17 protein-coding genes are annotated in these 20667 nt (G+C 71.8%); 9 read left to right on the top strand and 8 right to left on the bottom strand.

What is annotated here, in order from left to right; genetic code table 11:
* Positions 1–179: 179 nt before the first annotated feature.
* Both OP04_RS25090 and OP04_RS25085 read right to left on the bottom strand, forming a co-directional pair.
* Entirely contained in the window at positions 180–968 is a 789-nt protein-coding gene (locus OP04_RS25090) for an ABC transporter permease subunit (RefSeq protein WP_051798930.1), read from the bottom strand.
* A complete protein-coding gene (locus tag OP04_RS25085; RefSeq protein WP_033342279.1) occupies positions 965–1873 on the bottom strand; it encodes an ABC transporter ATP-binding protein in 909 nt (302 codons plus the stop codon). The genes OP04_RS25090 and OP04_RS25085 overlap by 4 nt, the downstream gene beginning before the upstream one ends.
* A gap of 87 nt (positions 1874–1960) precedes the next feature.
* On the opposite strand from OP04_RS25085, the gene OP04_RS25080 reads away from it, so the two are divergent.
* Genes OP04_RS25080 through OP04_RS25070 form a run of 3 tightly spaced genes read left to right on the top strand, consistent with a single transcriptional unit; the run spans position 1961 to position 4026 of the window.
* Complete coding sequence (locus tag OP04_RS25080) at positions 1961–2716, top strand: putative protein N(5)-glutamine methyltransferase (RefSeq protein WP_033342314.1); 756 nt, start codon at positions 1961–1963, stop codon at positions 2714–2716.
* 9 nt (positions 2717–2725) lie between these two features.
* Positions 2726–3205: a GNAT family N-acetyltransferase gene (locus OP04_RS25075; protein WP_033342278.1), complete on the top strand. Its 480-nt coding sequence runs from the start codon at positions 2726–2728 to the stop codon at positions 3203–3205.
* Positions 3206–3234: 29 nt separating this feature from the next.
* Positions 3235–4026, top strand: coding sequence for an MBL fold metallo-hydrolase (locus tag OP04_RS25070; protein WP_033342277.1), 792 nt, complete (start codon positions 3235–3237; stop codon positions 4024–4026).
* Positions 4027–4346: 320 nt separating this feature from the next.
* On the opposite strand, the gene OP04_RS25065 is transcribed toward OP04_RS25070, so the two are convergent.
* Positions 4347–4937 (bottom strand): copper resistance CopC family protein, encoded by a 591-nt coding sequence (locus OP04_RS25065; RefSeq protein WP_033342276.1) that lies wholly within the window; start codon positions 4935–4937, stop codon positions 4347–4349.
* Positions 4938–5114: 177 nt separating this feature from the next.
* Here OP04_RS25065 and OP04_RS25060 point away from each other — a divergent pair, with 177 nt between their 5' ends.
* Complete coding sequence (locus OP04_RS25060) at positions 5115–5753, top strand: hypothetical protein (protein ID WP_051798926.1); 639 nt, start codon at positions 5115–5117, stop codon at positions 5751–5753.
* Positions 5754–5756: 3 nt separating this feature from the next.
* On the opposite strand, the gene OP04_RS25055 is transcribed toward OP04_RS25060, so the two are convergent.
* Positions 5757–6659 carry a diacylglycerol/lipid kinase family protein gene (locus tag OP04_RS25055; RefSeq protein WP_232323730.1) on the bottom strand — a complete coding sequence of 301 codons (903 nt, stop codon included), beginning with the start codon at positions 6657–6659 and terminating at the stop codon, positions 5757–5759.
* 77 nt (positions 6660–6736) lie between these two features.
* Here OP04_RS25055 and OP04_RS25050 point away from each other — a divergent pair, with 77 nt between their 5' ends.
* Both OP04_RS25050 and OP04_RS25045 read left to right on the top strand, forming a co-directional pair.
* Positions 6737–6955 carry a helix-turn-helix domain-containing protein gene (locus OP04_RS25050; protein WP_033342312.1) on the top strand — a complete coding sequence of 73 codons (219 nt, stop codon included), beginning with the start codon at positions 6737–6739 and terminating at the stop codon, positions 6953–6955.
* A gap of 65 nt (positions 6956–7020) precedes the next feature.
* Entirely contained in the window at positions 7021–7605 is a 585-nt protein-coding gene (locus OP04_RS25045) for a Clp protease N-terminal domain-containing protein (RefSeq protein WP_198153968.1), read from the top strand.
* Between the two features lie 251 nt (positions 7606–7856).
* Here the strand turns inward: OP04_RS25045 and gltX are convergent, their stop codons facing one another.
* The 4 genes from gltX to aceE form a co-directional block, all read right to left on the bottom strand.
* A complete protein-coding gene (gltX, locus tag OP04_RS25040) occupies positions 7857–9245 on the bottom strand; it encodes a glutamate--tRNA ligase (protein WP_085066744.1) in 1389 nt (462 codons plus the stop codon).
* A gap of 42 nt (positions 9246–9287) precedes the next feature.
* Entirely contained in the window at positions 9288–10565 is a 1278-nt protein-coding gene (locus OP04_RS25035; RefSeq protein ID WP_033342272.1) for an MFS transporter, read from the bottom strand.
* A 346-nt stretch (positions 10566–10911) separates the two neighbouring features.
* Positions 10912–13056, bottom strand: coding sequence for a methyl-accepting chemotaxis protein (locus tag OP04_RS25030; protein WP_033342271.1), 2145 nt, complete (start codon positions 13054–13056; stop codon positions 10912–10914).
* Positions 13057–13161: 105 nt separating this feature from the next.
* A complete protein-coding gene (gene aceE / locus OP04_RS25025; protein ID WP_033342270.1) occupies positions 13162–15906 on the bottom strand; it encodes a pyruvate dehydrogenase (acetyl-transferring), homodimeric type in 2745 nt (914 codons plus the stop codon).
* 177 nt (positions 15907–16083) lie between these two features.
* Between aceE and OP04_RS25020 the strand changes: the two genes are divergently transcribed.
* From OP04_RS25020 to OP04_RS25010, 3 genes are read left to right on the top strand one after another with little or no spacing between them, the layout of a single operon-like run.
* Positions 16084–16488 (top strand): YjbQ family protein, encoded by a 405-nt coding sequence (locus OP04_RS25020; RefSeq protein WP_198153967.1) that lies wholly within the window; start codon positions 16084–16086, stop codon positions 16486–16488.
* Positions 16489–16501: 13 nt separating this feature from the next.
* Complete coding sequence (locus OP04_RS25015) at positions 16502–18091, top strand: DUF4139 domain-containing protein (protein ID WP_033342268.1); 1590 nt, start codon at positions 16502–16504, stop codon at positions 18089–18091.
* Positions 18092–18151: 60 nt separating this feature from the next.
* Positions 18152–20497, top strand: a complete 2346-nt coding sequence (locus OP04_RS25010) for a thiamine pyrophosphate-dependent enzyme (RefSeq protein ID WP_033342311.1) — start codon at positions 18152–18154, stop codon at positions 20495–20497.
* Positions 20498–20667 lie beyond the last annotated feature (170 nt).

Here is a 20667-nt window from a genome sequence, read left to right as displayed (position 1 = left end):
TGGAAAGGCGGCGCAGGCGCGGCCGGGACGCGAGTCGCGCCGTCTCGCGGCCCCTGCCCGTGCACCGCGGCACCGGCTCCGACGCGGCGTGCGGAACGGAGCGAAGCGGAGGTGAAGCCCGCCGCGGGAGCAAGCGGGCTGGACCGTGCCGGAAGCGGGAAGATCGGTGGAAAAGGCCGTCAGGCCGCCTCCGTCCCCACGTCACGCCGGCCGAAGCCGTAGACCGCGGCCGTCAGCAGCCCGCCCGTGAGCAGGATCAGCAGCAGTTCGTAACCGCCGGGCCACAGCGGATGCGGCCCCTCGCCGCCGAGGTGGTACTGGAACGGCGACAGCCAGCGCATCGCGCGGGTCTCGTCGGCCGTGTCGGCCAGCGCGCGGAGGCTGTAGGCGACGGTCACCAGCGTGCCGGTCAGCGTCAGCGCGACCGTGCGGTCGCCGGTGAAGGCGCCGGCCGCGAAGGCCATCGAGCCGAAGAAGAGACCCACCAGGACGACGCCGGCGCAGGCGGCGGCCACGTCGACGGCGTCGATCCGGATGCGGCCGGCGAAGACGAACCACTGCACGGAGGCCCAGATGATCAGGCCGATCAGCGTGACGGAGACGACGAGGCCGGCGTAGCGGGTGAGCACCAGGCGCCGGCGGCCGATCGGGCCGGCCAGCAGCAGTTCGAGCTCGCCGGTCTCCTCCAGGCCGGCGACGGCGCGCGCGCCGAGCCCGACCGCGCACAGCACCACCAGCAGCGGGGGCATCAGGCCGTAGACCGTGGTCTCCAGGTATCCGGCCATCGGGGCACGCTCGACCGTGTCGATCAGATCCTGCATGGCCGGCGTCCGGCTCTCGACCAGCAGGCCACTGCTCCGTAAATCACTATAAATCCGCGCATAGCCGATGGCGAACACGCTGGCCACCACCGCCCAGCCCAGCGTGCGCCGACGGAAATCGGCGAGCGTGCGCCACAGCAGGATCATGACTTGTCCCCGAAGGGGAGGTGGGTGGCGGCGTAGTAACGGTTGATCAGCGCCTCGCTCGGCGTCGGCTCCGTAATGATCATGTCGGTGACGATGTGCCGCGCGGACGCCTTGATCAACGGGTCCAGCGGGCCGTCCACCGTGCACCAGAGCACGCGGCCGTCCAGGCCCAGGTCGGTGACGCCGGGCAGGCCGAAGAAGTCCGCGCGCGGCACCGGGTCCGCGAAGTGCACCTGCACGCGTCGCGGCGGGCGGCGCGCGGTCCGCTGCTCCACCCGCTCCAGGCCGACCAGCCGGCCCTCGTGCAGCACGCCGACCCGGTCCGCCACCTCCCACGCCTCGGTGGCCTGCCGCGCGCAGAGCACGACCGTGCGCCCCTCCGCACGCGCCTGGCGGATCAGCGCGATCAGCTCGGTGCGCCCGGCCGGATCCAGCCCGAACGCCGGCTCGTCGAGCAGCAGCAGCTCCGGATCGTGCATGAACGCCTGCACCAGCGCCAGCCGGCGGCGGTTGCCGGGCGAGAGCGAGCGCACCCGGCGGCCGGTGTCCAGACCCAGACGATCCGCGAGGGTACGCATCCGCGCCGCATTCCGCCCGCCCCGTGCCCGATCCAGCCCGCGCAGCAGCGACAGCGCACTCTCCCGGCTCTCGAACACCACCTCCGCGGGCACGTAGCCGATCCGCGCGCGGACGCGGGCCGACGCCGGCGGCTCGCCCAGCACGGTCACCCGCCCGGCGGTCGGCCGGACCAGGTCCAGCAGCAGGCGCAGCGTGGTGGTCTTACCCGCGCCGGACGGCCCGAGCAGCCCGAACACCTCGCCGACCGGCACGGACAGGCAGAGGTCGTGCACGCCCCGCAGATCCGCGAACTGCTTCGTCAGGTGTTCGGTCTCGATGGCCCCCATGTCTCACAGGATGCGTGGCCGGACGGCACACCGCCCAGGCGGAATTGCTGGGCGTTTGCTGGCAGTTTCCGGTACGTTCCGCGCGTGATCGACCTGGTGGAGCGGCTGCGTGCGGCCGGTTGCGTGTTCGCGGAGGACGAGGCCCGGCTGCTGCGCGACGCGGCCGCCACCCCGGGCGAGCTGGAGACGATGGCCGCCCGCCGGATCGCCGGGGAGCCGCTGGAGCACGTGGTCGGCTGGGTGGAGTTCGCGGGGCGGCGGTGGGCCGTGGACCCCGGCGTGTTCGTGCCCCGGCAGCGCAGCGAGCTGCTCGTGCGTACCGCCGCGTCGCTCGGTTCTGAAAACGCGACCGTCCTGGACCTGTGCTGCGGGTGTGGCGCGCTCGGCGGCGCGACCGCGCTGGCGTTGCCCGGGTCGCGCCTGGTCGCGGCCGACATCGACCCGGTCGCGGTCGCCTGCGCCGCGCGCAACCTCGCCCCGCTCGGCGGCACCGCGTTCGCCGGTGACCTCTTCTCGCCGCTGCTGCCGGACCTGCGCGGCACCGTGACGGTCCTGCTGGCGAACGTGCCCTACGTGCCGACGGACGCGGTCGCGCTGATGCCGCCGGAGGCGCGCGACCACGAGCCCCGGTACGCGCTGGACGGCGGCCCGGACGGCCTCGACCTGCTGCGCCGCGTGGCCGCGTCGGCGGCGGGGTGGCTGGCGCCGGGCGGCCGCCTGCTCACCGAGACGAGTGAGGCGCAGGCCGCGCTCGCGGTCGCGATCCTGACGGGCGCGGGCCTGACCGCCCACGTCGTGAAAGACGATGATCTTGGGGCTACCGCGGTCGTCGCCCGCCGATAGGCTGGCCGGATGGAGATCAGGACGGCGACGGACGCGGACTGGCCGGGCATCTGGCCGATCCTCCGCTGGGTCATCTCGACCGGCGAGCACTTCACCTGGGGCCCGGACACCACGGAGGAGTGGGCACGCGCCAAATGGACCGCCGGCACGACCATCGTCGCGGTCGACCCGGACGGCACCGTCGTCGGCACCGCGTACACCGCGCCGAACCAGCCCGGCCACGGCGCGCACGTGGCCAACGCCGGCTTCGCGGTGTCGCCCGAGCACGGCGGCCGCGGCATCGGCCGGGCGCTCGGCGAGCGCGCGCTGGCGGACGCGAAGGCCGCCGGGTACCACGCCATGCAGTTCAACGCGGTGGTGGCCACGAACGCGCCGGCCGTGAAGCTGTGGACCTCGCTCGGCTTCGACATCCTGGCGACCGTGCCCGCGGCCTTCCACCACCCCATCGAGGGGTACGTCGGGCTGCACATCATGCACCGCGCTCTCTAGAAAGGCCTTTGCTGGACTAGGGTTTTGGCGTGACGGAGCTGCCGATCTGCCGCACCTGCGGGGTCCAGTACGGTGCCGCGCGCTTCGACGCCCGCTCCTGCGCGATCTGCGCGGACGAGCGGCAGTACACCGGGTGGGACGGCCAGCGCTGGACCACGCTGGCCGGGCTCTCCGCGGCCGGGCACCGCGGCGTCGTCCGTCCCGAACCGCCCGGTCTGTGGGGCGTCGGCGTGGAGCCGTCCGTGGCCATCGGGCAGCGCGCGCTGATCATCCCCGGCGAGGGCGGCAACGTGCTCTTCGACTGCGTGCCCTACCTGGACGATCGCACGGTCGCCGAGATCCACCAGCGTGGCGGGCTGGCCGCGATCGCGATCTCCCACCCGCACTTCTACGGCGCGATGATCGAGTGGAGCCGCGCGTTCGGCGACATTCCCGTCTACGTGCACGCGGCCGACCGTCAGTGGGTCACGCGCCGCGGCAACGTACGCCTCTGGGACGGCGACACGCTGGAGATCCTCCCCGGCCGCACCCTGATCAACTGCGGCACGCACTTCCCCGGCGGCACCGTCCTGCACTGGCCCGGCGGCCTCTGCACCGGCGACGTCCTCACGGTCGTGATGGACCGCCGCTGGGTCAGCTTCATGTACTCCTACCCCAACCTGATCCCGGAGAGCCCGGCCGCGATCAGCCGCGCGCTCGCGCTGGTCGAGCCGTTCGACTTCGACACGATCTACGGCGCGTGGTGGGGCCGCGTGATCAGCTCCGGCGCGAAGGCGGCGCTGGCCGCGTCGGCCGAGCGATATCTGCGGCACAGTCGCTGACCGAGTCGCGGCTGCTTGAAAAATCCAGATCAATACCGATCTTCCCGCTTCCGGCGTGGTCCGGCCCGCTTGCTCCCGCGGGCAGACCTCGCGGCGGGCTTCACCTCCGCTTCGCTCCGTTCCGCACGCCGCGTCGGAGCGGGTGCCGCGGTGCACGGGCGAGGGCCGCGAGACGGAGACGGCGCACGTTCCGGCCGCGCCTGCGGCGGCCGGTACGTGCGTGGCCGGGCTGTGACCGCCCCGGGACGACGGTGCTGATGGATCGTCCCGGAGCGGGAAGGGGGAGTTCCGGCCGTACCGTAGGCGGCTCTTGATCGGTTTCAGGAAGCCTTGCGTCGGCCGTAGGCGATGGTGCCGCCGGCGACGGCGACGACCAGCAGGAGGCCGCCGACCAGCCAGGGCCAGACGGGGGTGCCGCCGTCGTTCTCGCTGCTGGCGGTGGGGTCGAGGACCGGCGCGTCGGTGGCGGGGACGGTCTCGGGCGTGGGGGCGGCGGTGGTCGGCTCCGCGGTGGGGGTCGGGGCGGCGGCGGCAACGGCGGCCTCGGTCAGCGTGAACGAGACGTTGCCCTTGACGGGGTGGCCGTCGTCGGACGGGATCTCGTAGTTCACGGTGTATTTTCCGGCCTGGCCGACACCGAACGGGACGAAGATCTTCTTGCCGTCGAAGCGGGCGTCGCCCTTCATGCCGGAGGCGCCGTGCGGCGCGGTGACCGAGATCTTGGTGGCGGCCGCGTCCACCTCCTCCAGGAAGCGCAGCTCGATCTCCTCCGGCGCCTTCTCGACCGTGGCGCCCTCCTCCGGGTTGCTGCCGGTGAAGGAGTTGTGGGCGAGGGCGGGTGACGCGCCCACCATCGCGCCCAGCAGCCCGGCGCAGACCGCGAGCGCCACGCGTGTGCCCCTGTGACCCATCAGATACCTCCAGCTGGTTACGATGCGGCGGCCGATCGAGGAATTTCCCTCGTTGGTCGGCCGTGAGTCGCACATGGTTCCAATTCCGACCTAGACCGATGCAACATCTTGCGTGTCCTGCGAACTCTAGATGGGTAGGCAGGGTAGGGGTCTCGATCCGACGGAACGGCGGGTTTCATGATCACAGAGAACGTCCGGCGGATCGTGATACCACTCCTGTTGATCGTCACCGCGCTGTTCGCCGCGCCGCTTCCCGCGCTGGCCGATGATGCCAAGCCGACCGCGGTGGTCCTGTCCGGCGAGGATCTGAAGGACCCGATCGAGATCACGGCGGAAAGCCACGGGGACGAGTTGTTCGCCGGGATGCTCGGCCAGGTCAGCTGGCTCACCGGCAACAGCGGGCGGTCCGGCACGCCGGACGAGGGGAAGCTGGGTCCGAAGTACACCGTCGTGGTGCGGTACGGCGACAAGGACCGGTACTCGTACGACCTGTATCCGCTGGCCGAGGGCGGTCCGCGGGTGTTCCGGCCCGCCGAGCAGCCGGACGGCAAGACCAGCGCGGCCTGGTTCTTCGGCCGGCTCAACATGACGAACGCGTTGCGGCTGGCCGGCGCGCCGCTGCCGGATACCACGGACGTGATGACCGGCGGCATCGGCGGCGGCGAGCGGATCAACGCGCAGGAGCCGGTGGACCCGACCGGCGACATCTTCAAGGGCATGGGCGGCCTGCGCGGCATGCTGCTGATCAACGTGGGCGTGCTGGTGCTGATCACCGGCGGGCTGGCCGGGATCGCGTTCCTGGCCCGCCGCCGCTGACCGCTACTCCTTCTCGGGGATCCGGACCGTCACGCCGCCCGGGACCACCTTGACCTTGAGCTTGCGGGTGAGGTCGCGGTCGCCGCCGTCCAGCTCGTACAGCGTGGGCTCGGCGAACGTCACCACCACCCGCTTCGCGCGGGTGATCTGCACGAACGGTGAGCTGTCGGAGCGGCCGAACGCCATCCGGCCCAGCGTGCGGGCCCACTCGATCGCGTTCTGCGAGGTGGCGACGCCGACCTCGATCCAGCCGTCGTCCGGCTTCGCGTCGTCGAACGCGTGGATGCCGCCGGTGATCGTGCTGACGTTGCCGAACAGCACGCAGCTGGCCTCGCCCTCGAACCAGGTGTTCCCGTCCACGGTGATCTTCGTGGGTGCGGGGTCGTCCTGGATGTGCCGCAGCCCGGTCCAGACGTAGGCGAGCTTGCCCATCTGGTCCTTCGCGCCCCGGTCCGCCTCGGAGATCAGGTGACCGTCGAAGCCGGCGCCGGCCATGACCGCGAAGTGCTCGCCGTTGATCCGGCCCAGGTCCAGCTTCTTCTTCCGGCCGTGCAGGCCGATGCGTACCGCCTCGGGCAGATCCTCGGGTATGCCGAGGTTCGTGGCGAACAGGTTCGCCGTGCCGGCCGGGAGGATGGCCATGGTGGTGTCCGTGCCGGCCAGCGTGTCCACCGTGCGCTGCACCATGCCGTCGCCGCCCCACACGAAGACCGTCCTGGCGCCCTCCTTCAGCGCCTTGCGGATCTTCTTCGGCGCCTTCTTGCTCTTCGGCACCTCGTACCAGATCAGCTCGTCGTGGATCTCGTCGGTGAGCAGCTTGCGCAGCTCGTCGAGCCCGCCGCCGAGCACCTTCCGCCGATGCGCGATCACCGCCACATCACTCTTCTTGGCCATGGGCGTACCCATACCCGGATGGTGGTGGCCGTCAATCATTCGTCAGCCGGCGCTGACAGCGCGGGCTGTGTCAGCTTATGCTGACGGGCATGAGTCGTCTCACCACACTGGCCGCCGCGGCCGGCACGGATGATCCGGCGACCGGTCTGGCCGCGGTCGCGGCGCTGCGCCGGCTGCTCGACGAGGTCGAGGCCGCGCATGTGGCGCAGGCACGCGCGTCCGGCTGGTCCTGGGAGGCGATCGCGGCCGCGCTCGGCGTCCGCCGCCAGACCGCACACCGCAAACACGCGATTCGGGGGCAGTCATGAAAAATCCTGAAATTGGTGATGGCCGACGGCGGTTCGTCGTGCCGCTGACGCGGTGCGGTGACGGGGTGCGGCGCGCGATCAGTCGCGGGCTGCGGGCGCGGTCCGGCGATGGCGCGATCACCCGTGCCGGGACGCTGTCGCGGTTCGACGAGGGCGCGCGGGGTGCGATCGTCCGGGCCGGGCTGCTGGCGCGTGAGGCCGGCCGCACCCACCTCGACGACGAGACGCTGCTGGTGGCGCTGGCGCTCTCCGACCGGGCCGCGGCGCGTCTCGGCGTGCCGGCCGACGCCGTGCGCGAGGCCTGCCCCGGCGCGGCCCGCGATCGGGACCGCGAGCTGCTGGCCACGCTCGGCATCGACCTGGACGAGGTGCGCGCCTCGCTCCCGTCCCGCATCGACGACCCGGCCCGGTGGCGGCTGCGGCGGCCGTTCGCGGCCCCGCTGCGCCTGCGGCTGGACGGGCCCGGCACCTCGCTGATCCTGACCGAGCCGGCCCGCAAGGCGGTGGAGGTGGCGCTGCACCGCCGCGGCACCGCCACCGAGGACGCGCTGCTCCGCGGCGTCCTGGCCGACCATCGCACGCCGTCGTTCCGGGCGCTCACCCGGCTCCGTATCGACGTTCACCGGCTGGCCCGCGCCGTTTACGGCTGAGTCGCCCGCGGACCGCCGGCCGCGATCGTGGCGGTCGGCGCCGGCCATCCGGCCGAGTCGACGTCGGCGGGAACGAGATCGGGGCGCGGCCGGAGCGATGCCGCTGCGCCGCGAGCGCTGCCCTGGCGGAGTCCAGGTGCCGGCGCGATGCGCCTGTGCCGCCGCGTCAGGTCCAGATCAAGGACAGACCCCGATGGGGGTACGGCCGGGAGCGCGCGCTCCCGGCCGTACCCCCATCGGGTCGTGTGTTGTCAGAGCTTCGCGTGCGCCGTGCGGAGGCGGGAGAGCACGGTGTCGCGGCCGAGGACCTCGAGGGACTCGAAGAGCGGGAGGCCGACCGTGCGACCGGTGATCGCCACGCGGACCGGGGCCTGGGCCTTGCCGAGCTTGAGGCCGCGCTCGGCGCCGACCGCCTCCAGCGTGGCCTTCAGCGACTCGGCGGACCAGTCCTCCTGGGCCTCATAGGCGGTGATCGCGGCGGCCAGCAGGTCGGCGGCGCCGTCCTTCATCGCCTTGGCCCAGGCGGCCTCGTCGACCGGCGGCTCGGCCAGGAACAGGAAGTCCACGTTCTGGTTGATCTCGGAGAGCAGCGCGATCCGGGTCTGGGCCAGCTCCGCCACCTTCGCGAAGACCAGCGGGTCGTAGGACTCGGCCGGCCACGGGCCCTCGGCCAGGAACGGCGCGACCGCGGCGATGAAGTCGTCCAGGCTGAGCGCCCGGATGTACTCACCGTTGAACGCGCGCAGCTTCTTCTCGTCGAAGAACGCGGGGGAGGGGTTGACCTCCTCCAGGCGGAACTCGTCCTCGATCACGGACCAGGGCACGATCTCCCGGTCGCCGGACGGCGCCCAGCCGAGCAGCATCAGGTAGTTGCGCATCGCGTCCGCAAGGTAGCCCTCGTCGCGGAACTGCTCCAGCGACACCTTGTCGCGGCGCTTGGACAGCTTCTGCCGCTTCTCGTTCACCACGACCGGGACGTGCGCCCAGATCGGCGGCTTGACGCCGAGCGCCTCCCAGAGCAGCTGCTGCTTCGGCGTGTTCGGCAGGTGCTCCTCGGCGCGGATCACGTGCGTGATGCCCATGATCATGTCGTCGACCACGTTGGCCAGCAGGAAGACCGGCGAGCCGTCGCCGCGCGCGATCACGAAGTCTTCCAGGTTCTTGTTCTCGAACGTGGGCTCGCCGCGGACCAGGTCCACCACGACGGTGGCGCCCTCGTCCGGCGTGCGGAAGCGCAGCGCGCGGCCCTCGCCGGCCGCCAGGCCCTTGTCGCGGTGGAAGCCGTCGTAGCCCTGGTGCTGCGAGCCGTTGCGGGCCTGCACGTCCTCACGGGTGCAGTCGCAGTAGTAGGCGCGACCGGCGTCGAACAGCTTCTGCGCGGCCTCGCGGTGCTGCGCCGCGTTCGCCGACTGGAAGTGCGGGCCCTCGTACGTGCCGCGCGCGATGCCGATCCAGTCCAGCGCGTTGAGGATGCCCTCGGTCCACTCGGGCTTGTTGCGCGCCGCGTCGGTGTCCTCGACGCGCAGCACGAACACCCCGCCCTGCTGCTTGGCGTAGATCCAGTTCTGGAGCGCCGAGCGGGCGCCGCCGACGTGGAACATGCCAGTGGGAGAGGGGGCGAATCGCACACGTACCGTCACCCGCTCAGCCTAACCACGCGGGCGACAGAGTTTCCGGCGGCCTCAGCGGACCGCGCGGATCTTGAGGACGAAGGCGCTGCCGAGGAGCGTGACGACGGCGGTGAGCACGTAGAGCGTGGGGTAGCCGCCGAGGTGGATCACGATCGGGGCGGAGAGCAGCGGGCCCAGGACCTGCGGCGCCGCGTTCGCGATGTTGATGACGCCGAGATCTTTCGCGCGGTTCGTGGCGGCCGGCAGCACCTCGGTGATCAGCGCGGCATCCACCGCGAGATAGACGCCGTAGCCGCCGCCGAGCAGGATCGCGGCCACGATCGCGGCCGGGAACGTGGGCCAGATCGCCAAAATCAGCGCGGCCACCGCCATCTCCACACCGGACCAGATCACGAACGCCTTGCGCCGGCCGGACCGGTCGGAGATGCGGCCGGACACCACGGCCGTGGCCATCATGCCGGCCGTGTAGAGCAGGATCAGGACCAGCAGCCCGGTCTCCGGGTCGGGGTGGTGCACGCCGTCGGTCAGGAAGTACAGCAGGTAGAGCGTGCCGAGCGCGTTGCCGAGCTGCACCAGGAAACGGGTGCCCCAGGCCCAGGCGAAGTCGGGGTGCCGCCGCGGGCTGATCCACATGTCCGTGAGGAGCGTGCGGATCGACAGCGGCGGGCGGTGGCTGCGCGGGAGCGGATCGTCCGTGGTGCGCAGCGCGAACGGCAGGCCGAGCAGCAGCAGCGCGATCGCGATCGCGATGTAGCCGCTGATCAGGCCGGTGAAGACGGCGGTGGTCAGCACGGCGCCGACGACCAGGCCGAGCGACTGCGGGATGCCGACCCAGCCGGAGACCGCGGCGCGCTGCACGACCGGCACCCGGTCCGGGACCGCGGCGGTCAGCGAGGCGAGCATGGCGTTGAGACAGGTCTGCACGCCGGCCCAGCCGAGCGCGACGCCGAGGATCGTCTGCTGGTGGGCGAGGAGCACCAGGCCGGCCGCGGCGAGCACGGCGCCGCCGGACGTCCAGGCGTGCCGGCGGCCGAGCTCACGGCCGCCGATGCGCAGGCAGGTGCGGTCGGACAGCGCGCCGGCCAGCGGGTTCGCGATGATCGCGGCGAGCGCGCCGGCGGCCATCACCCAGGCCAGCATGGACTCCTTGGCGCCGGCGTCGATCCGGGCGATCTGGATCGGCAGCAGCACCTGGATCGGCGTGAAGAACGCCATCCAGAGCCCGAGGTTCGCGGCGAACAGCAGCGTGGTCCAGGTGCGGGGCACGCGGACGGTCGGCTCGGCGAGCGCCAGGGGGAGTGAGGTCGGTGTGGGGTTGATGGTGGTCATGGGCCACCTCCGGCGCGCGACTTGCCGAACATGAAAGGTTCTCGGACTGTAATCGGTCGGCACGTCACGCGGAAGACCACCGGACGATCCGGTCGTCGTCGCAGTGGCGGCGTGCCACGCGCCCGGCGAACCCGGACCCACCGAGCGGCGATCCGGTGCCGCCCGGCCGCACGGGCCGGGAACCCGGATCCGCCGAGCGGTGATCCGATGCCGGCGGAGGTGACGGAAACCTGGATCCGCCGAGCGGTGATCCGGGCGGGAGACCGCGACGGCGACCGACGAGCCCGGCGCCGCTGAGCGAGGCGTCGGGCGTGTCGGGCGTACCGCTGAAAGATTGTGATTTTTTTTAGAGGCGGAACCGGCTGACCAGGGTCTGGAGGTGACTCGCGGTCCCGCTGAGCGTGCCGGCCGCCTCCTGCGAGGTGTCGACCGCGCCACGGGTCGTCTCGACCGTGTCGTTGACCCGGGTCATGGTGGCCGCGATCTGCTCGCTGCCCTGGGCGACCTCGCCGATGTTGCGGGCCATCTCGTTCGTGGTCGCGGCCTGCTCCTCGACCGCGGCCGCGATCGCGTTCTGGAAGTCGTTGACCCGGGTGATCGTGGCGGTGATCGCCTCGATCGCCTGCACGGCCTTCGCGGTGTCGGCGTCGATCGCGGAGACGCGCGCGGTGACGTCCTCGGTGGCGCGCGCGGTCTCCTGGGCCAGCTCCTTGACCTCGCCCGCGACCACGGCGAATCCCTTGCCGGCCGCGCCCGCCCGCGCCGCCTCGATGGTGGCGTTCAGGGCCAGCAGGTTCGTCTGTTCCGCGATGCTGGCGATCAGCTTCACCACGTCCGCGATCTTCTCGCTGGACGTGCGCAGCTCGTCGATCACCTCGGCCGCGCGCTTGGTCAGGCCGACGCCGTCGCGACCGGCCTGGGCGGCCTCCTGCGCGTTGCTGGAGATCTCGCTGATCGACGCGCCCATCTCCTCCGCGCCCGCGGCGACGGTGGAGACCGCGCGGGACACCTCGGCCGCGGTGTCGCCGGCCGAGCCGGCCTCGGCCGCCGCGGTGGTGGACGCGCTGGCCAGTTCGCCGCCGACGTCCGCGACCCGGTCCGCGGCCTGGGAGACCTGGTGGGAGGCGTTGGTGACCTCGCTCATCAGCTCCCGGAGGCCGGTGACCGCGGTGTTCAGCGCGTGGCCCATCCGGGCGATCTCGTCGCCGCCGGCCGGCGTGACGCGCACGGTGAGGTCGCGCTCGGCCAAGCCGGCCAGCGCGCCGGTCAGGTCGCCGACCCGGCGGGTGATCCGGCGGGCCTGGACGTACGCGATGATGCCGCCGCCGATCGCCAGGATCAGGCCGACCGCGATGAACGCGGTGAGCATCTCGTTGCGGCCCGCGTCGACCTTCTCCATCGCCTCGGAGTAGTCCGGCAGGTAGCCGCCGACCGCGATCGCCCACTTGTACGGCGCGTAGTAGGTGATCACCGTGCGGGTGTCCGCGACCGCGGTGTTGGTGATGCCGCCGAGCTGGAACGTGGCGGTGCCGTTCGCGTTCGCCTCGAGCGCCTCCGCGGTCGTGATGATGTCGCTGATGTAGGCGGTGCCGTCCGCGTCCTTCGCGTCCAGCACGGTCTGGCCGACCGCGTCGGAGATGTTGGACGCGATCACCCGGCCGCGGTCGGCGGTGGCCGTGCTGATCACCGAGGCCCAGCCGTTGTCGCCGACCTTCGTCTCCGCGATCGTGCTGGTCAGCGACTCGATCGCCTCGGCCTGCGGCACGCCGTAGAAGAGCGAGCCGATCACCTTCCCGTCGTCGTCCTTGATCGGGTCGTAGGCGGTGATGAACCAGGTGCCGACCACCTGCGCCACGCCGCGGTACGGCTTGCCGTCCTTGATCGCGGCGGCCACCGCGTTCGGCTTCCCGTCCGCGCCGATCGCGGGGATGTAGGTGCCGATCGCGCGGTTGCCGTTCGCCGCCTTCACGTTCGTGGCGACGCGCAGCAGGTCACCGGCCTCGTTCATGCGCTGGAAGACGGTGACGTAGCCGCCGATCAGCCGGGTGACGTCGTCCACCAGCGGCGTCGGGGCGTTCAGGTTCCGGTTCTGGCCGAGCCACTGGCCGCCGACCTCGGCGCGGGGCAGCGAGACCGTGGTCTTGGCCTGGCTGACCTGGTTGGTCGCCTCCCAGGTGACGGTCTGGGCACCGTTGAGCCGCATGCCGCCGGCGTTGGACAGCGCGGTGCTCGCGGACGCCATGTCGCGGTTGACCTGGCTCTGCACGGTGTCGCCGGACGCCTTCACCAGCTGGGTGATGCCGGTGCTGACGTGGTTGAGATCCTCCGAGGTGAGCCGGTTGACGCTCTCCTCGGTGGTGTCCTGGAACGAGCTCGACTCGTACGTGCCCACGCCGACCAGGATCGTGGCGGTGACGACGACGCCGCCGACGCCGAGCATCAGCAGCTTGTGGCTCAGCTGGAACCCGTTCTGCAACCATCCCACGCGCATGACCGACCTGATCGGCCGATCTTGTCCGGTTATGAGTGGAATGCTGATATACGAAATCCCCCGTCATCCGGGCCTTCCGGACGACGGGGGATTTGTCGTGCTATGTCAGGAATCGCCGCCGGTCTCGCCGACCGGGGCCGCGTGCACGTCGTCGATCGCGTACTTACGCGCGGCGTCCGCCGGCACGCCGGCCGGTACCTTGCCGTCCAGCGCGAGCTGGCGCAGCGTGGCCACCGTGATCGACTCCGCGTCCACGTGGAAGTGGCGGCGCAGCGCGTGCCGGGTGTCCGACATGCCGAAGCCGTCCGTGCCCAGCGACGTGTACGACCCCGGGATCCACCGCGAGATCAGGTCCGGCACCGCGCGCATGAAGTCGCTGACCGCGACGACCGGGCCGTCGACGCCGGCGAGCTTCTCCTGCACGTACGGCTTGCGCGGCGCGTCGCCCGGGTGCATGAGGTTGTGCTCCTCGACCTGCACCGCGTCACGACGCAGCTCGGTCCACGAGGTCACCGACCACACGTCCGCGGCCACGCCCCAGTCCTGCGCCAGCAGCTGCTGCGCCTTGAGCGCCCAGCCCATGCCGGTGCCGGAGGCCAGGATCGCCGCCTTCGGGGCGTCACCCTCCACCGCCGGGGCGGGGGAGTAGCGGTAGATGCCCTTGAGCAGGCCCTCGGTGTCCAGGTCCGCCGGCTGGGCGGGCTGGAGGATCGGCTCGTTGTAGACGGTGAGGTAGTAGAAGATGTTCTCCTGCTGCTCGCCGTACATGCGGTGCAGGCCGTTCTCGACGATGTGCGCGATCTCGAACCCGAACGCCGGGTCGTACGCCACGACCGCCGGGTTCGTGGCCGCGAGCAGCAGTGAGTGACCGTCCTCGTGCTGCAGGCCCTCACCGTTGAGCGTGGTACGCCCCGCGGTGGCACCGATCACGAAGCCGCGCGCCATCTGGTCCGCCGCGGCCCAGAAGCCGTCACCGGTCCGCTGGAACCCGAACATCGAGTAGAAGATGTAGAGCGGGATCATCGGCTCGTCGTGCGTGGCGTACGCCGAGCCCGCGGCCGTGAAGGACGCGACCGAGCCGGCCTCGTTGATGCCCTCGTGCAGGATCTGGCCGGTCGTCGCCTCCTTGTACGACAGGAAGAGCTCCCGGTCCACCGACGTGTAGTTCTGGCCGTGCGGCGAGTAGATCTTCTTCGTCGGGAAGAGCGAGTCCAGGCCGAACGTGCGCGCCTCGTCCGGGATGATCGGCACCCAGCGCTTGCCGAACTCCTTGTCCTTCATCAGGTCCTTGAGGAGCCGGACGAAGGCCATGGTGGTGGCGACCTTCTGCTTGCCGGAGCCGCGCTTGATGTCGCCGAACACCTCGGTCGCCGGGATCGCCAGCTTCTTCGGCTCGGTCCGGCGCGACGGCACGTACCCGCCGAGCGCCTGCCGCCGCTCCTGGAGGTACTGCATCTCCTCGGAGTCCTCGGCCGGCTTGAAGTACGGCGGGAGGTACGGGTTGTCCTCCAGCTGCTTGTCCGAGATGTCCAGGTAGAGGCGGTCGCGGAACTTCTTCAGGTCGTCCAGCGTCAGCTTCTTCATCTGGTGCGTGGCGTTGCGCGCCTCGAAGTGCGAGCCGAGCGTCCAGCCCTTGATCGTCTTGGCGAGGATCACGGTCGGCTGGCCGGTGTGCTCGGTCGCGGACTTGTACGCCGCGTAGAGCTTGCGGTAGTCGTGACCGCCGCGCTTCAGGCCCCAGATCTCGTCGTCGGACAGACCCTCGACCATCTTGCGGGTACGCGGGTCGCGGCCGAAGAAGTTCTCCCGGACGTAGAGACCGGACTCGGCCTTGTACGTCTGGTAGTCACCGTCCGGCGTGGTGTTCATCAGGTTCACCAGCGCGCCGTCGGAGTCCGCCGCGAGCAGCGGGTCCCACTCCCGGCCCCAGACGACCTTGATGACGTTCCACCCGGCGCCGCGGAAGAACGACTCCAGCTCCTGGATGACCTTGCCGTTGCCGCGGACCGGGCCGTCGAGGCGCTGCAGGTTGCAGTTGACCACGAAGGTGAGGTTGTCCAGCTCCTCGCGGGCGGCCAGGCCGATCGCGCCGAGCGACTCGACCTCGTCCATCTCGCCGTCGCCGAGGAACGCCCAGACGTGCTGGTCGGACGTGTCCTTGATGCCGCGGTGCTGCAGGTAGCGGTTGAACCGCGCCTGGTAGATCGCGTTCATCGGGCCGAGGCCCATGGACACGGTCGGGAACTCCCAGAAGTCCGGCATGAGCCGCGGGTGCGGGTACGACGGCAGGCCGCCACCCCGGTGCGACAGCTCCTGACGGAACCCGTCCAGGTTGTCCTCGGTCAGGCGGCCCTCCATGTACGCACGTGCGTACATGCCCGGGGACGCGTGGCCCTGGAAGTAGATCTGGTCGCCGCCGCCCGGGTGGTTCTTGCCCCGGAAGAAGTGGTTCATGCCCACCTCGTAGAGGCTGGCGGAGGACGCGTACGTCGAGATGTGACCGCCGACGCCGACCTCGGGGCGCTGCGCGCGGTGCACCAGCATCGCGGCGTTCCACCGGATGTAGGCGCGGATGCGGCGCTCGATCATCTCGTCGCCGGGGAACCAGGGCTCCTGCTCCGGCGGGATCGTGTTGATGTAGTCGGTCGAGGTCAGCGGCGGCACGCCGACCTGACGCTCCCGAGCCCGCTCCAGCAGTCGAAGCATGACGTACCGCGCGCGCTTGGCGCCGGCCTCGTCGATCACTCCATCAAGCGACTCGACCCACTCGCTGGTCTCTTCGGGGTCGATGTCCGGAAGCTGGCTTGGTAGGCCATCGCTGATGACCGGGCGCTTGCGTTCCGTGGCCACGGGCATTCCTCAGGGTAGATGGAAACGGTATGTCTGTGGGATAAGTCTCTCTGGCCATCCTGCCTCGTATGACGGGGGGCGTCACGCTTACCACCGCCAGACGCGATGCTTGCCACAGATACCGAACGGTAACTTCTGCTTAACGAACCGGTTGTCCGCAGTGGGACACTGCGGGTCATGCGCACCGAGTTGATCACCATCCGCACCGGAGACCAACCCGTCGTCGTGGACATCACTGCGGAAGCCGCGCGCTTCGTCGCCGGTGAGGGTGACGGTCTGCTCAACGTCTTCGTCCCGCACGCCACCGCCGGCATCGCGATCCTGGAGACCGGCGCGGGCTCGGACGACGACCTGCTGACCGCGCTGGAGGACGTGCTCCCGGCGGACGACCGCTGGCAGCACCGCCACGGGTCGTACGGCCACGGCCGCGACCACGTCATGCCCGCGTTCATCCCGCCGCACGCCACGCTGCCGGTGCTGCACGGCCGCATCACGCTCGGCACCTGGCAGTCCATCTGCCTGGTCGACCCGAACGGCGACAACCCGGAACGCCAGGTCCGCTTCTCGTTCCTGCCGGGATGACATCCTTTACCGCATGAGCGATGCCCTGTTCCCGGAGCCGGTGGACGCCACGGTCGTCGGCGTCACCGTCTACCCGGACCGCGCCCGCGTCACCCGCCGTGCGGCCGTGCGGCTGCCCGCGGGCGACCACACGGTCCCGCTCGGGCCGCTGCCGCAGACCGTCGACCCCGGCTCGGTCCGGGTCGGCGGGCGCGGCGCCGCCACCGTGCTCGGCGTGGACGTGACCACCCGTCACCAGCCGCGCAGCACCGACCCCGAGGTGGCCGCGCTGGACGAGCGCCGGCAGGGCCTGGAGAACGCGCTCCGCGAGCTGGACGACGACCGGGAGATCGAGAAGGAGCGCACCGAGTTCCTGCACGAGCTCGCCCGCCGGGCCGGCATGAGCTATGCCAAGGCACTGGCCGAGGGTACGGCCGAGCCGGGCGCGATCGTGACGTTCGGCGACTCGCTGGCCGAGCAGCTGTCCGCCGGCAAGGCCCGGGAGCGCGAGACCGAGCTGCGCCGCGAGACGTTGCAGCAGGAGCTGGCCGCGGTCACCCGCGAGCTGGGCGCGCTCTACGCGAAGCAGGCACCGGACCGGCTGGTGGCGATGGTCGCGCTGGAGGCGGCGCACACCGGCGAGGTCGAGCTGGAGCTGTCCTACGTGGCGACCGGCGCGTCCTGGGAGTCCAGCTACGACGTACGGCTGGACGAGCGCGGCGACTCGCTCGTGCTGACCTGGTTCGGGCTGGTCCGGCAGCAGACCGGCGAGGACTGGCCGGAGACCGAGCTGCGGCTCTCCACCGCGCGCCCGGCCGGCCTGGTGACCGTGCCCGAGCTGGACCCTTGGTTCCTGGACCGGTTCCGTCCGGCGCCGCCGCCGGCCATGCCGGTCTACGCCGCGATGATGGACGCGGCCGGGCCGCCCGCCCCGGCCGCGGCGCCCCGGATGATGCGCGCGAAGACCGCGGAGGTCGCCGAGGCGGTCGCCACCGTGGAGCAGGGCGTGGCCGCGGCCACCTACCGCCCGTCGCGCCCGGTCGCGGTGCCGGCGGACGGCAGCGCGCACCGGGCCGTGGTGGCGTCGCTGGAGCTGCCGGCCCGGCTCGACTACGTGACCGCGCCGGTCCGGGACGCGGCCGCGTACCTGCGGGCCACCGTGACCAACACCAGCGAGCACACGCTGCTGCCCGGCCCGGCCGCGGTGTTCCACGGCGGGGACTTCGTGGGGCGCACCGGGCTGAAGCCGTGGGCGCCGGGCGAGGAGCTGGAGCTGGCGCTCGGCGTCGACGACCGGGTACGCGTGGAGCGCGAGCAGACCCGGCGTACCGCCACGAAGGCCGCGCTCTCCACCACCCGCCGCCGCGAGGCGGAGTACACGATCACCATCGGCAACCACACGCCGCGCGAGGCCCGGGTGACCGTGCTCGATCAGCTGCCGGTCTCCCGCGACGAGGCGATCTCGGTCCGCGAGACCCGGCTCGACCCGGCCCCGGCCGACCGGAACGAGATGGGCGAGCTGACCTGGCGGCTGCGCGTGCCGGCCGGTGAGAGCCAGATCATCACGTTCGGTTTCCGGGCCGAGGTCGGCAAGGGCGTCGACCTGGACGGATGGCGTGAATGAACGCTCCGGGGCGGTCCGTTCGAGTGGCCAGTGCTGGCATGGGTCGGTAATGCTTTCGGGGTGACCACCCCTCAAGATCTCGACGAGCGGTTCCGGGAGGCGGTCGGCGCGCTGACCAAGCCGGACGAGCGGCGGACCTCCGCCGACCCCGTCCGGGACGGCAGCGGGTTGACCGGCGCCCGCGCACTCGAACTCTTCGACGCCCAGCTCACCAGCCGCCACCTCGACCTGGCCTCGCGCTGGCTGCGCAGCTTCGGTGAGGGGTACTACACGATCGGCTCGTCAGGCCACGAGGGCAACGCCGCGGTCGCGGCCGCGGTCCGGCACACCGACCCGGCGCTGCTGCACTACCGCTCCGGCGGCTACTACTGCGCCCGCGCGGTCCAGGCCGCCGGCGGCGAGTCCCCGCTGGACGACGGGCCCCGGCACGCGGCCGCGGAGCGCGACGACAGCGCGCCCCTGGCCGAGGCCGCGCGGGACGTGCTGCGCGGCGTCATCGCGTCCGGTCAGGAGCCGATCGCGGGCGGCCGGCACAAGGTCTTCGGCAACGCGTCGCTGCACGTGGTCCCGACCACGTCCACGGTCGCGTCGCACCTGCCCCGCGCGGTCGGCACGGCCGTCGCGATCGAGCACGGGCGGCACCTGGCGTCCGCGGAGCGCTCCGGGCCGGCCCGCCCGCAGCCGGTCTCGCCGTGGCCGCCGGACGCGATCGTGGTCGCCTCGTTCGGCGACGCCTCGGTCAACCACGCCAGCGCGCAGGCCGCGTTCAACACGGCCGGCTGGTCCGACCACTCCGGCGCCAAGGTGCCGCTGCTGCTGGTCTGCGAGGACAACGGGCTCGGCATCAGCGTGCCGTCGCCGGAGGGCTGGGTCGCGGCTCTTCTGTCCTCGCGCCCCGGCATCACATATTTCCACGCGGACGGGTGCGATCTGGCCGCCACCTACGACGCCGCCGCGGAGGCCGCGGCGTACGTGCGCCGCGAGCGCCGCCCCGCCGTGCTGCACCTGGAGCTGGTCCGGCTGATGGGCCACGCCGGCGCGGACGCGGAGGTCGCCTACCGCAGCGCGGCCGAGATGACCGCGGACGCGGAGCGCGATCCGCTGATCGCCACCGCGCGCCTGCTCGCCGAGGCCGGGCTGGCGAGCCCCGCACAGCTGATCGGCCGGTACGACGAGATCGGCTGGCTGGTCCGCAAGGTCGCGGAGGAGGTGCTGGGCGAGTCCAAGCTCGCCACCGCGGCCGAGGTGATGGCGCCGATCGCGCCGCGCCGTCCGGTCCGGGTGGCGCACGCGATCACGGAGGCGGCCTCGTTCGCGACCGGGCCCGGCGCGGCCGTCCGGGCCGCCACGCTGGACCGGCTGCCGGAGACGCGCGGCCCGCTCACGCTGGCCCAGACGATCAACGCGACGCTGGCGGACGCGGCGCTCACGTACCCCGGAATGATCATTTTTGGGGAGGACGTCGCGGCCAAGGGCGGGGTCTACGGCGTCACCAAGGGGCTGGCCGACCGCTTCGGCCCGGACCGGGTGCTGGACACGCTGCTCGACGAGACGTCCATCCTCGGCCTCGGGCTCGGCGCCGGCCTGGCCGGGCTGCTCCCGGTCCCCGAGATCCAGTACCTGGCCTACCTGCACAACGCGGAGGACCAGCTGCGCGGCGAGGCCGCCACCATGCAGTTCTTCAGCCGCGGCGCCTACCGCAACCCGATGGTCGTGCGGATCGCCGGTCTCGGCTACCAGGAGGGCTTCGGCGGGCACTTCCACAACGACAACTCGCTGGCCGTGCTGCGCGACATCCCGGGCCTGGTGGTGGCCGTGCCGGCCCGCGCGGAGGACGCGGCCCCGATGCTGCGGGCCTGCCTGGCGTCTGCGCAGACGGACGGCTCGGTCGTCGCCGTGGTCGAGCCGATCGCGCTTTACCACACGCGCGACCTCTACGCGGACGGCGACGGCGAGTGGCTGGCCCCCTACGCGGCCCCGGCCGGGTGGAACACGGCGCACGTCCCGATCGGGCGTGCCCGCGTCTACCCGCTCGGATCGGCGGAAGATCTGACAATCCTCACATTCGGCAACGGGGTACGGATGTCGCTGCGCGTCGGCGCCCGGCTCGCCGCGGAGGGCTACGGCGTACGCGTGGTCGACCTGCGCTGGCTCTCCCCGCTCCCGGTCGCGGACATCATCCGGGAGTCCGCCGCGACCGGACGGGTGCTGATCGTGGACGAGACACGGCGTTCCGGCGGCGTCGGCGAGGGCGTCCTGGCCGCGCTCGTGGACGCCGGATTCGTAGGCGCAGCACGGCGTGTCGCGTCCGTCGACTCGTTCGTGCCGCTCGGCCCGGCCGCCCGCCAGATCCTCGTTTCCGAGGACTCCATCGCCCAAGGTGCCCAGGCCCTGCTCGCCCCGTGACACTATGTATCCCGATGAGCAGGCAAGCCTTGAGTAACCAACCGGACGCAACAACTCGCCGAAGGCTCGGTGCGCCACTTGCGTCCCGGCCGGTAACTGTGTGGACTACCGGTCATCGGAACAGCACTTCCGGGGGAGACCCCCGCGCCGCCACCCGGCGGCCGGGACTG

Origin of the sequence: Catenuloplanes japonicus, from assembly GCF_000717135.1 — a bacterium.
Lineage (GTDB): Bacteria > Actinomycetota > Actinomycetes > Mycobacteriales > Micromonosporaceae > Catenuloplanes > Catenuloplanes japonicus.
Note: the sequence above shows the minus strand (reverse complement) of the source record. Positions and strands in the feature narration are given on the sequence as shown.

Bases quoted from the DNA above. Each gene is read 5' to 3' on its own strand.
- OP04_RS25050 (WP_033342312.1), top strand. From the start codon at position 6,737: ATGAGTCGTCTCACCACACTGGCCGCCGCGGCCGGCACGGATGATCCG.
- OP04_RS25015 (WP_033342268.1), top strand. From the start codon at position 16,502: ATGAGCGATGCCCTGTTCCCGGAGCCGGTGGACGCCACGGTCGTCGGC.
- OP04_RS25020 (WP_198153967.1), top strand. From the start codon at position 16,084: ATGCGCACCGAGTTGATCACCATCCGCACCGGAGACCAACCCGTCGTC.
- OP04_RS25030 (WP_033342271.1), bottom strand. From the start codon at position 13,056: ATGCGCGTGGGATGGTTGCAGAACGGGTTCCAGCTGAGCCACAAGCTG.
- OP04_RS25060 (WP_051798926.1), top strand. From the start codon at position 5,115: ATGATCACAGAGAACGTCCGGCGGATCGTGATACCACTCCTGTTGATC.
- OP04_RS25035 (WP_033342272.1), bottom strand. From the start codon at position 10,565: ATGACCACCATCAACCCCACACCGACCTCACTCCCCCTGGCGCTCGCC.
- OP04_RS25075 (WP_033342278.1), top strand. From the start codon at position 2,726: ATGGAGATCAGGACGGCGACGGACGCGGACTGGCCGGGCATCTGGCCG.
- OP04_RS25055 (WP_232323730.1), bottom strand. From the start codon at position 6,659: ATGGGTACGCCCATGGCCAAGAAGAGTGATGTGGCGGTGATCGCGCAT.
- OP04_RS25090 (WP_051798930.1), bottom strand. From the start codon at position 968: ATGATCCTGCTGTGGCGCACGCTCGCCGATTTCCGTCGGCGCACGCTG.
- OP04_RS25065 (WP_033342276.1), bottom strand. From the start codon at position 4,937: ATGGGTCACAGGGGCACACGCGTGGCGCTCGCGGTCTGCGCCGGGCTG.
- OP04_RS25085 (WP_033342279.1), bottom strand. From the start codon at position 1,873: ATGGGGGCCATCGAGACCGAACACCTGACGAAGCAGTTCGCGGATCTG.